The organism is Bradyrhizobium sp., from assembly GCF_049586575.1.
GTDB lineage: Bacteria > Pseudomonadota > Alphaproteobacteria > Rhizobiales > Xanthobacteraceae > Bradyrhizobium.
The window spans coordinates 1-9,544 of sequence record NZ_JBAVCF010000407.1 but is presented as its reverse complement, the minus strand read 5'-3'; the positions used below and the strand labels follow the sequence as shown (position 1 = coordinate 9,544).

10 protein-coding genes are annotated in these 9,544 nt (G+C 62.9%); 9 read left to right on the top strand and 1 reads right to left on the bottom strand.

Features of this window, described 5'->3' with window-relative positions:
* Positions 1 to 278: 278 nt before the first annotated feature.
* Positions 279 to 617, top strand: a complete 339-nt coding sequence (locus WB528_RS16060; RefSeq protein ID WP_423889395.1) for a putative quinol monooxygenase — start codon at positions 279 to 281, stop codon at positions 615 to 617.
* Positions 618 to 681: 64 nt separating this feature from the next.
* Here the strand turns inward: WB528_RS16060 and WB528_RS16055 are convergent, their stop codons facing one another.
* On the bottom strand, positions 682 to 1,266 hold the full coding sequence (locus WB528_RS16055; RefSeq protein ID WP_423889394.1) for a helix-turn-helix domain-containing protein: 585 nt from the start codon (positions 1,264 to 1,266) through the stop codon (positions 682 to 684).
* Positions 1,267 to 1,627: 361 nt separating this feature from the next.
* On the opposite strand from WB528_RS16055, the gene WB528_RS16050 reads away from it, so the two are divergent.
* The 8 genes from WB528_RS16050 (at position 1,628) to WB528_RS16015 (ending at position 9,476) form a co-directional block, all read left to right on the top strand.
* Positions 1,628 to 2,860, top strand: coding sequence for a dienelactone hydrolase family protein (locus tag WB528_RS16050; RefSeq protein ID WP_423889393.1), 1,233 nt, complete (start codon positions 1,628 to 1,630; stop codon positions 2,858 to 2,860).
* A gap of 73 nt (positions 2,861 to 2,933) precedes the next feature.
* Complete coding sequence (locus WB528_RS16045; RefSeq protein ID WP_423889396.1) at positions 2,934 to 4,472, top strand: ABC transporter substrate-binding protein; 1,539 nt, start codon at positions 2,934 to 2,936, stop codon at positions 4,470 to 4,472.
* Positions 4,473 to 4,502: 30 nt separating this feature from the next.
* Positions 4,503 to 5,510: an ABC transporter permease gene (locus WB528_RS16040; RefSeq protein WP_423889392.1), complete on the top strand. Its 1,008-nt coding sequence runs from the start codon at positions 4,503 to 4,505 to the stop codon at positions 5,508 to 5,510.
* Positions 5,503 to 6,390 carry an ABC transporter permease gene (locus tag WB528_RS16035; RefSeq protein WP_423889391.1) on the top strand — a complete coding sequence of 296 codons (888 nt, stop codon included), beginning with the start codon at positions 5,503 to 5,505 and terminating at the stop codon, positions 6,388 to 6,390. Before WB528_RS16040 ends, WB528_RS16035 begins: the two co-directional genes overlap by 8 nt.
* Entirely contained in the window at positions 6,387 to 7,262 is an 876-nt protein-coding gene (locus tag WB528_RS16030; RefSeq protein ID WP_423889390.1) for an ABC transporter ATP-binding protein, read from the top strand. The genes WB528_RS16035 and WB528_RS16030 overlap by 4 nt, the downstream gene beginning before the upstream one ends.
* Entirely contained in the window at positions 7,259 to 8,116 is an 858-nt protein-coding gene (locus tag WB528_RS16025; protein ID WP_423889389.1) for an ATP-binding cassette domain-containing protein, read from the top strand. Before WB528_RS16030 ends, WB528_RS16025 begins: the two co-directional genes overlap by 4 nt.
* Complete coding sequence (locus tag WB528_RS16020; protein WP_423889388.1) at positions 8,113 to 8,832, top strand: SDR family oxidoreductase; 720 nt, start codon at positions 8,113 to 8,115, stop codon at positions 8,830 to 8,832. The genes WB528_RS16025 and WB528_RS16020 overlap by 4 nt, the downstream gene beginning before the upstream one ends.
* A 41-nt stretch (positions 8,833 to 8,873) precedes the next feature.
* On the top strand, positions 8,874 to 9,476 hold the full coding sequence (locus tag WB528_RS16015; RefSeq protein WP_423889387.1) for a VOC family protein: 603 nt from the start codon (positions 8,874 to 8,876) through the stop codon (positions 9,474 to 9,476).
* The last annotated feature ends 68 nt before the right edge of the window (positions 9,477 to 9,544 follow it).

The following is a 9,544-nucleotide window of genomic DNA, read 5'->3' as shown; positions in this document are numbered from 1 at the left end:
ACCTCGGCCACCCCAACCTCACCTTCACAGCTTTAACACTTCGACCTCCATCGAATGTTCCTGTCGAAACGGATGCTATTGATCCGGTGTTGACTGCGATCAAGCGAGCCAACGGAGAACATCATGGAGCGTTCGACCGAAGCTCGGGGAGCGCCGCGTCGTGCCGAAATTTCGATCGCCGATCGGCGATCGCAATATCAGGCGCAGTCCCGGCGATCTGCAATTTCACGCCGTGGACGATTTCACCATCTCGATCCGAACAACAGGAAGGTAAGACCATGAACCAATATGTTGGGAATAATAAGACGATTGGCGAAGCCGTCGGTGGCGGTGGCCTGCTGGTGGTGGCGCAATGGGAAGCGAAGGAGGGACAGGCCGACAAGGTCGCGGCCATTCTCGACAGCTTCCTCCCCGAGGCGCAAAAGGATCCCGGCGCGAAGCTTTTCCTGATCGGCCGCAACAAGGACAATCCGGCGCAGTTTCTGTTCTATGAACTGTTCCGCGACGAAGCGGCGCTGAAAGCCCATCAGGAGAGCGGCTATTTCAAAACCTACATCGCCGGCCAGGCCTTGCCTTTGCTCGCCAAGCGCGAACGCGCGCAATACGCATTGCTGTAAGCACGCACCAACGAAACGCGCTGGCCGGTTCAGCGCGTTTCGTGTCGTTCGATTTGCGCAACGCTTACGGCTGATGCCGCCGTGTGATCGCGACTTGCGCGGCCTGGGTATAGAGGCTGGCGACCAGTTCGAGATGAGAACCGGCGGCCACGGATTTTTCCGCCCAGCCTTCCAGTGCCTCCAGCATCGGCGGCAAGGTTGCGGCGCGCAACGCCGCGTAGGCTTCGGTGACGGAGTGGCCGGTCCCGGTCGCGCGATAGCGCGTTTCCTTGCGCGACGACGAGCCTTCGGTCTCGATCAGGCCGGCCTTCACCAGCTTTCGCGTCGCGTATTGGAGATTGGGGACGTCGACGCGGTTGAGCAGCTGGCCGATTTCGGAAAGCCGCTTCGGCTCGTCGCCCATCCGCACCACATTGAGCACCGCGACATCGTCGCCGGTCAGCGGCACATCGCAGACCGCGGCAAGGCCCGCAGCTTTCCAGCGATAATAGGCTTGTGCAAGCCGCTCCAGCCGAAACTCGAATTCAGACAGCCGCCGCTCGGTCTCGGTGCGCGCCAAATGCCAGGAGCCCGGCCGCTCGACGGTAATCGGCTTCGGCTTGGCGGCCTCGCCGGTTCGCTTCGCTGCGGCCTTCTGCGTCTTCCTCAACGTCGTCTCCCGATTCTCGTTTCGCCCAGCGTCTGGGCAGGACCTGCCCAATCCAGTGTCCCGGTTCTGACATTCGCACCCTATCGCGGCAGGCACTTTTACGAATGTCAGAACCAAAGGGACACTAGCAGATATAGGTTTTCCAGTGCGGCTTTGACTCTGACGTTCCTTCGAAGAACTCGCAGCGACACTGAAAGGAACGTCAGAGTCGCCGCACTAGCCTATTTACAAGTTCGATTCTTACATTAAAAATACAATTAAGAAAGCATGATGAAAAGGGGTACACCCCTTCGGCTCATGCATGGCGCGCCAAACAGCGCCGCGACGATGGCTCGATAGCAGTCAGCAAGGGGAGAATTCGATGGCGGGACAATGGATCGACATCGCTGCCAAGGATGGCGGCAAGTTCAAGGGCTATCTCGCCGTTCCCGCCTCAGGCTCCGGTCCCGGCATTTTGTTGTTGCAGGAGATATTTGGCGTCAACAAGTCGATGCGCGAGACCGCCGACTACTACGCGGAAGAAGGTTATGTCGTGCTGGCGCCGGATCTGTTCTGGCGCATGGAGCCGGGCGTCGACCTCGGCTATTCCGAGGCCGATTTCAACAAGGCGTTCGGCTATTACCAGCGCTTTGACGCCAACCAGTCGATCAAGGATGCCGACGACGCGCTGAAAGTGCTGCGCGCGCGCCCCGAGTGCAAAGGCAAGGTCGGCGCGCTCGGGTTCTGCCTTGGCGGCAAGCTCGCTTATCTCGTCGCTGCCCGCACCGATGTCGATTGCGCCGTCAGTTACTACGGTGTCGGCATCGAGGCCGACATTGCCGAAGCCGGCAAGGTCAAGGGACCGATGGTGTTTCACTTCGCCGAGCTCGACAAGTACGCGCCGGCGGAGGCGCGCGAGCAGGTCAAGGCCGCCTTCAAGGGACGCTCCGACGTCGAGTTCTATCTCTATCCCGGCTGCGACCACGCCTTTGCCGCGCCGGAACGCGCAAGCTTCAACAAGCCGGCGACTTTAATGGCGCATTCGCGCTCGATCGCGCTGTTCCGCAAGGTGCTGGGTCCGCACTACGATCTGTCGACGCTGTGGGACCGGCACACCGAACTGGAATTCGGCGTGCGTTCGGCGGAAGAAACCATGGGAACGATGGTCGCCGAGCCCTATGTCAATCACATTCCGACCATGACCGGCGGCGTCGGCTATCGCGATCTCCTGCGCTTCTACAAGCACCATTTCATTCCGAAGACGCCGCAAGACACCAAGCTCATTCCGATCTCGCGCACCATCGGCGCCGACCGCATCGTCGACGAGATGCTGTTCTGCTTCACCCATGACATCGAAATCGACTGGATGCTGCCCGGCGTTGCGCCGACCGGCAAATATGTCGAGATCCCGCTGGTCGCGATCGTGCGTTTCCGCGGCGACAAGCTCTACAACGAACACATCTATTGGGATCAGGCCTCGGTACTGGTCCAGATCGGGCTGCTCGACCCGAAGAAGCTTCCGGTCGCCGGCGTCGAGACCGCGAAGAAGCTCGTCGATGAGTCGCTACCGTCGAACACCTTGATGGCCCGCTGGTCCGAGAGCGCAGGAAAATAGTCGAGCAAATAATTGAAACGAGTCGACGGCGCCGCTGGCGCTCATGGCTCATAGCGTTGGGGTAATGAACATGATGTCTTCACTGTCTCGCCGTTCGATCCTGCAACTCGCCGGTGGCGCAGCGGCGCTGCCGCTTTCCGGTCTCCTCGGTGATGGCGTGGCGCATGCCGCGGCAGGCACGCTGACCATCGCCTATAACGTCAATCTGCCGTCGTTCGACCCGACCGTCGGACTGTCCGCGGTCAATCCGACGATCCAGTCGATCTACCAGTCGGTGTTCGATCCCTATATCGGCCAGGCGCCGGACCTCTCGTTCAAGCCGGGCCTTCTGACCAAATGGGGCTGGAACGCCGACCGCACCAAAATCAGCATGGAGTTGCGCAAGGGCGCGACCTGGCACGACGGTTCGCCGGTGACGCCGGAGGACGTGGTGTGGTCGTTGAAGCGCGCCGCCGATCCGAAGGGCGGCAACCCGATCCAGTTCGTCTGGGCCAAGGTCGGTAACTACAAGATCGACGGTAATACCATTACCGGCGACGTGCTGGAGTTCGAGCCGACGCTGTTCAAATGGATGGCGTTCCTTACCGGCTACATCCTGCCGAAAGCCTATTACGAGAAAGTCGGCGCCGAAGGATTCGAGAAGGCGCCGATCGGGTCCGGTCCCTACAAGGTCGATGCCTTCGAGCGCAACGCGTTCCTGCGGCTGAAGGCGCATGCCGGCTACTGGGGCGGCAAGCCGGCCTTCGAGACCGTGGTGTTCAAGTTCATCACCGACCCCACCAGCCGCGTCGCCGAAATCGAATCCGGCGGCTCGGACCTGACCTTTGAAATTCCTTACGAGGAATTCGATCGCCTGAAGGCCAAGCCGGGCCTCGCCGGCCAGACCAAGCCGGTGTCCGATATCGCGATGATATTCATCACCGACATCGATCCGATGCTCGACCGCAACGTCCGGCTGGCCGCCAACCACGCGATCGACAAGAAGGCGATCGTCGACCGGCTCTTGAAGGGTTACGGCGTTCCGATCTCGACGCTGGAGGCGCCCGGTTATGCCGCCTTCGATCCCTCGATCAAGGTCTCTTACGATCCCGAGCTGGCCAAGAGCCTGCTCGCCAAGAGCGGCTACTCGCCGGACAAGCCGGTCAAGTTCACGATCCAGACGACGCGCGGCTTCAAGCCGAAGGATTACGAAATGATCCAGGCGATCGTCGGCATGTGGCGCAAGGTCGGCATCGACGCCAACATCGAGGTCTACGAAATCGCCAAGCATTTCGAACTGCGCGCCGCCCACAAGCTCGCGCCGGCGGCGTTCTACAACTGGGGCAACGCGATCGGCGATCCCTCCACCTCGACCGGTTTTGCGATGTTCGGCCCGTCGCCGCATTGCGCCTGGAAGGGCAAGGATCTCGTCGAGCGCATCGGGCCGCTGTGGGGCGAGAAGGACGAGGCCAAGCGCATCGCCGGTTACAAGGCGGTCGACAAGTACATCGCCGAGGAAGGCGAGGTGATCCCGCTGTTCCAGTACGTGCAGCCGATCATCTACAAGAAAGGCCTGAAGGTCGTGGCGCAATCCAACGGCATGATCCTTCCGCAACTCGTCACGCCCGCTTAAGGTCTGTGATCAGGAAACGGTGATGTAGCGATGCGATGGGGCGAGATCATCAGGCGACTCGTCCTCGTACCGCCCACTCTATTCGGCGTGGCGGTGATCGTATTCGTGTTGTTGCGCGTCGTGCCCGGCGATCCCATCGCGATGATGATCCCTCCGGGCGCCTCGGAGGCCGATATCGTCCGGCTGCGGGCGCTCTACGGCCTCGACCAGCCGATCTTTCATCAATTCGTGACCTGGCTCGGCCAGGTCGCGAGCGGTGATTTCGGACGATCGATAAGCGTGCGCCAAAGCGTGTCCGACCTGCTGCTGATGCGCCTGCCGGCAACCCTGGAACTGGCGCTGCTGGCGACGTTGATAGCCCTCGTCATCGGGGGGCTCGCAGCACTTATCGGCATCTTGCTGCGCGGCCGGCGCGCCGAGTGGGCGGTCGATGGCGGGATCGGCGTACTGCTTGCGATTCCGGATTTTCTCTGGGCGCTGATCCTGCTGTTGACGTTCGGCGTGCTGATCCCGTGGCTGCCGATTTCCGGCCGCATCGATCCGCAGATCGATGTCGGCTTTCACAGCAATTTCTATCTGATCGAAAGCCTGCTGACCGGCCGTTTCGATATCGCCTCGGCGCTGCTGCGCCACATGATCCTGCCGGCGCTGGCGCTGGCATTGCCGTTTGCGGCCATTATCGCGCGCCTCTTGAAGGCCTCGCTGGCCGAGGCCGAGGACCAGGACTATGCGCAGGTCGCCCGCGCGCGCGGCTATTCGCGGCCGGCGATCCTGCTCAACGAAGTCTTTCCCAATGCGCTGATCCCGACGGTTGCGCTCGGCGGCGTGCAGGTGACGCTGCTGCTCGGCGGCACCGTGCTGGTCGAGCGCATCTTCTCGTATGAAGGCATCGGCAACATGGCGATCGACGCCGTGATCAATCGCGACTTCCCGCTGATCCAGGGACTGGTTTTGACGTTCGCGGTGATGTTCATCGCGCTCAACCTCATCGTCGACTTCATCGTGACGCTGCTCGATCCGAGGCTGCGCCATGGCTGACATTGCGCTCGCGCCACTTGCCGCACCAAATTCGCGTTTGCTCGCCGGATTGAAGCGCGGCGGCGCGCGCTTGTGGGTCGGCGCGGCGCTGGTGGCGATATTGGTGCTGGCCGCGTTGTTCGCACACCTGCTGGCGCCGCACGATCCGCTCGAACAGGATTTGCTGTCGGCACAGTTGCCGCCGACCTGGATGCAGGGCGGCGATCCCGCCTACATCCTCGGCACGGACAGTCTCGGCCGCTGCGTGCTGTCGCGCCTGATCTATTCCGCGCGAACGGCGGTCATGGTGGCGCTGATCGCAGCGTCACTCGCAGCGCTGATCGGCGTTTCGCTCGGGCTTCTGGCCGGCAGCTTCGGCGGCTGGGTCGATCAGTGTATCTCGCGGCTGATCGACGTCTGGATGGCGTTTCCGCCGGTGTTGCTGTCGATCGTGCTGGCGGCGGTGATCGGCGCCGGGCTGACTTCGGTCATCGTGGCGATCGTGGTGGTCGACTGGACCCGCTTTGCCCGCGTGGTGCGCGCCGAAACCATGGTGCAGTTGACGCGCGACTATGCCGCCGCGGCGCGCGCGATCGGGTTGAGCCGTGCAAGGCTGTTGCGGCTGGAGATCCTGCCCAACCTCGTTCCGTTGCTGGTGACGTTGCTCGCGGTCGAGATGGGAATTGCGATCCTGGTCGAGGTGATCCTGTCCTTTGTCGGAATCTCGGTTGCCGGCGACACCCCGACCTGGGGAAGCATGATCGCGGAAGGGCGCCAGATCGTCTACCAGGCGCCGTGGATCATGGCGCTGCCGATTGCTTGCATCATTGCAAGCGTCATCGGCCTCAATCTGCTTGGCGATGGCCTGCGCCTGGCGCTCGATCCGGTGCAGCGCTCATGACCGGCACGCTTACCGTCGACGGGCTAAAGGTCGCGATAGGCGACAGCAACGTGCTGCGCGGGGTCAGCCTCGAGGTTGAACCGGGTGAAGTCCGCGGGCTGGTCGGTGAGTCCGGCGCCGGCAAATCCATGCTGGGCCGTGCCGTGCTGGGGTTGTTGCCGGCGAACGCCGCCATCACGTCGGGCCACATCGCCTTCGAAGGCCGCGATCTCCTCAAGATGCGCGAAGCCGAACGGCGCAGCCTGCTTGGCCGCCGCATCGCGCTGATTCCGCAGGACCCGATGACGTCGCTCAATCCGGTCAAGCGCGTCGGGGCGCAGATCGGCAGCCTGCTGCGGCATCATCTCGGCCTGTCGAAGCGGGCCGCGCTGTTGCGCGCGACCGAGCTTCTGATCGAGGTCGCGATCCGCGACCCGGAGCGGGTGCTGTCGCTCTATCCGCACGAAATCTCGGGCGGCATGCGGCAGCGCGTGCTGATCGCAATGGCCTTCGCGTGTGATCCCTCGCTCGTCATTGCGGACGAGCCGACCACGGCCCTCGATGTTACCGTGCAGCGTCAGGTGCTTCAGCTCGTCGAGCGGCTGCGCCGGCGTCACGGCAGCGCCGTGCTGTTCATCACCCATGACCTCGGCGTGGTCGCAAAGATATGCCGCAGCATGACGGTGCTGCACGCGGGCCGCGTGCTCGAAGAGGGCGAGACCACGGAGGTGCTGACGCGCCCGCGCCACGCCTATACGCGCGCCCTGCTCGCGGCAACGCCGCGGGCCGACCGGCCGGCTGAGACGCTGCGTCCGGTGCCGCCGGCCTTGATCGAGCAATTATGGTCGGAAGCGCACCGGCTCGACCTGTTACGTGGAGCGGGGCCGGCATGACCGACATCCTGCTTCGCACCGCAAGTCTCCGTTTCGGCTATCCGCAACGTAACGGCCTGTTTCGCAAAAGCAGTCTGCGTGAGGTGATCAAGGGCGTCGATATCGTCGTGCCTCGTGGATCCGTGCTCGGCCTTGTCGGCGAGTCCGGCTCCGGCAAGACGACGCTCGGCCGCCTGCTGGTGCGGCTGCTCAAGCCGACCGCCGGTGGCATTCAGTTCGATGGCGTCGAGATCGGCGGCCTCGATGACGCCGCGATGCGCCCGTTGCGCGCGCGCATCCAGATGATCTTTCAGGACCCGCAGTCCTCGCTCAATCCGCGGCTGCGGCTCGGCACCACGCTGACGCGGCCGCTCGGCGCCTATGGCCGGCTGAAGGGGAGGCGAGACCAGCGCGAGCGCGCGGCGGCGCTGCTGCATCTCGTCGGCCTGCCGGCCGAATTCGCCTACCGCTATCCGAACGAGCTTTCGGGCGGCCAGCGCCAGCGCGCCGGCATCGCGCGGGCGCTCGCGCTCGAACCCGATTTCATCGTCGCCGACGAAATCGTGTCGGGCCTCGACGTCTCGACCCAGGCGCACATTCTATTGTTGTTGAGGGAGCTGCGCGCGCGGCTTGGCCTCACCATGGTGTTCATCAGCCACGATCTTTCGCTGGTTCGCGTGCTCTGCGACGACGTCGCGATCCTGAACCAGGGCGAGGTCGTCGAATACGGGCCGGTCGCGCGAGTCTTCAGCGCCCCCCAGCATGCCTATACGCGGCAGCTGCTTGCCGCGATTCCATTGCCCGATGTCGAGCCGGGTTGGCTCGACGATTCCCCACCGCTTGCCACCTCTCAACAGCAAGGATCAGCCGCATGACCGAGACCATCAAGGGTTCTGTCGTCTTCATCACCGGCGCCACCGGCGCGATTGCAAAGGCGCTCATCGCCGAACTCAAGTCCCGCGGGGCTGCCAAGATCTATGCGGCGGCCCGCGATGTTTCCGGGCTCAGTGCGTCAGCCGGGATCGTGCCGGTCAAGATGGACGTCACCAGCGACGCCGACGTGGCGAAAGCAGCCAGTACAGCGGCCGATGTCACGCTTCTGATCAACAATGCCGGCGTCAATCATAATACGTCGTTCATGACGGCGCCCGATCTCGCGATCGCGCGCGAGGAGATCGAGATCAATTATCTCGCGCCGCTGCGGGTGACCAAGGCCTTTGCGCCGGCGCTGATCAAGAACAAGGGCGCGGTACTCAACCTCCTGACCATTCTATCGCGCGTCAATCTGCCGTTCATGGGGTCCTATTGCGCATCCAAGGCGGCCGGCCTCAGCCTGACGCAAGGTTTGCGCGGCGAGTTGGCGCCAAAGGGCGTGCGCATTGCCGCCGCACTTCCCGGCGCGATCGATACGCGGATGACAGCGATGCTGACCATCCCGAAGATGACCACCGCGGATGCCGCCAAGGAAATCCTCAACGGGTTTGAGGCGGGCGAGGAGGAGATCTATGTCGGCGAGATGGCGCGCGGCCTCGCACAAGGCCTCGCCCACGATCCCAAGGGGGTCGAGCGGCAACTCGCCTCGCCCGGCTAGTGGAGTGAGTTTAGAAACCGCAAAAACCAAAGGGAGCGATCATGACCAAGTTGAGATACCTGTTTGCCTTCGCTGCGTTGACGATCGGCGCGTCCGCGACGCCGGCCTCGGCCGATTCCATCCCTGGCCTGCGCGGCCACGATCACACTGGCGTCACCGTGCCGGATGTGAAAGCGGCAACCGCCTTTTTCACGGATGTGATCGGCTGCAAGCATGCGATGTCGTTCGGACCCTTCATGGATGACAAGGGCACGTTCATGAAGGACGCCGTCAACGTCAATCCACGCGCCGTTATCGAAGAGATCAGCATGGTCCGCTGCGGCTACGGCTCGAACATCGAGCTGTTCCAGTACAAGTCACCCGACCAGGACAAGACCGAGCCCAAGAACAGCGACTACGGCGGTCATCACATCGCGCTCTATGTCGACGATATCGACAAGGCCGCCGAATATTTGCGCACCAAGGGCGTCAAGACCATGCAGGGGCCGATTCCGGTCAAGGAAGGTCCCGCGGCGGGCCAGTCGATTCTGTATTTCCTGACGCCATGGGGACTGCAGATGGAGCTGATCAGCTATCCCAAGGGCATGGCCTATGAGAAGGACGCCACGACAAAGCTGTGGTCGACGACCGAGCCGACGAAGTAGACCTCGCGAGGTCTAAGTTCGGCGATAGCTGGACGGGCCCTTGCGGCAAAAAAGGAGTGCGATGGCGG

Bases quoted from the DNA above. Each gene is read 5' to 3' on its own strand.
- WB528_RS16060 (WP_423889395.1), top strand. From the start codon at position 279: ATGAACCAATATGTTGGGAATAATAAGACGATTGGCGAAGCCGTCGGT.
- WB528_RS16050 (WP_423889393.1), top strand. From the start codon at position 1,628: ATGGCGGGACAATGGATCGACATCGCTGCCAAGGATGGCGGCAAGTTC.
- WB528_RS16045 (WP_423889396.1), top strand. From the start codon at position 2,934: ATGTCTTCACTGTCTCGCCGTTCGATCCTGCAACTCGCCGGTGGCGCA.
- WB528_RS16040 (WP_423889392.1), top strand. From the start codon at position 4,503: ATGCGATGGGGCGAGATCATCAGGCGACTCGTCCTCGTACCGCCCACT.
- WB528_RS16035 (WP_423889391.1), top strand. From the start codon at position 5,503: ATGGCTGACATTGCGCTCGCGCCACTTGCCGCACCAAATTCGCGTTTG.
- WB528_RS16030 (WP_423889390.1), top strand. From the start codon at position 6,387: ATGACCGGCACGCTTACCGTCGACGGGCTAAAGGTCGCGATAGGCGAC.
- WB528_RS16025 (WP_423889389.1), top strand. From the start codon at position 7,259: ATGACCGACATCCTGCTTCGCACCGCAAGTCTCCGTTTCGGCTATCCG.
- WB528_RS16020 (WP_423889388.1), top strand. From the start codon at position 8,113: ATGACCGAGACCATCAAGGGTTCTGTCGTCTTCATCACCGGCGCCACC.
- WB528_RS16015 (WP_423889387.1), top strand. From the start codon at position 8,874: ATGACCAAGTTGAGATACCTGTTTGCCTTCGCTGCGTTGACGATCGGC.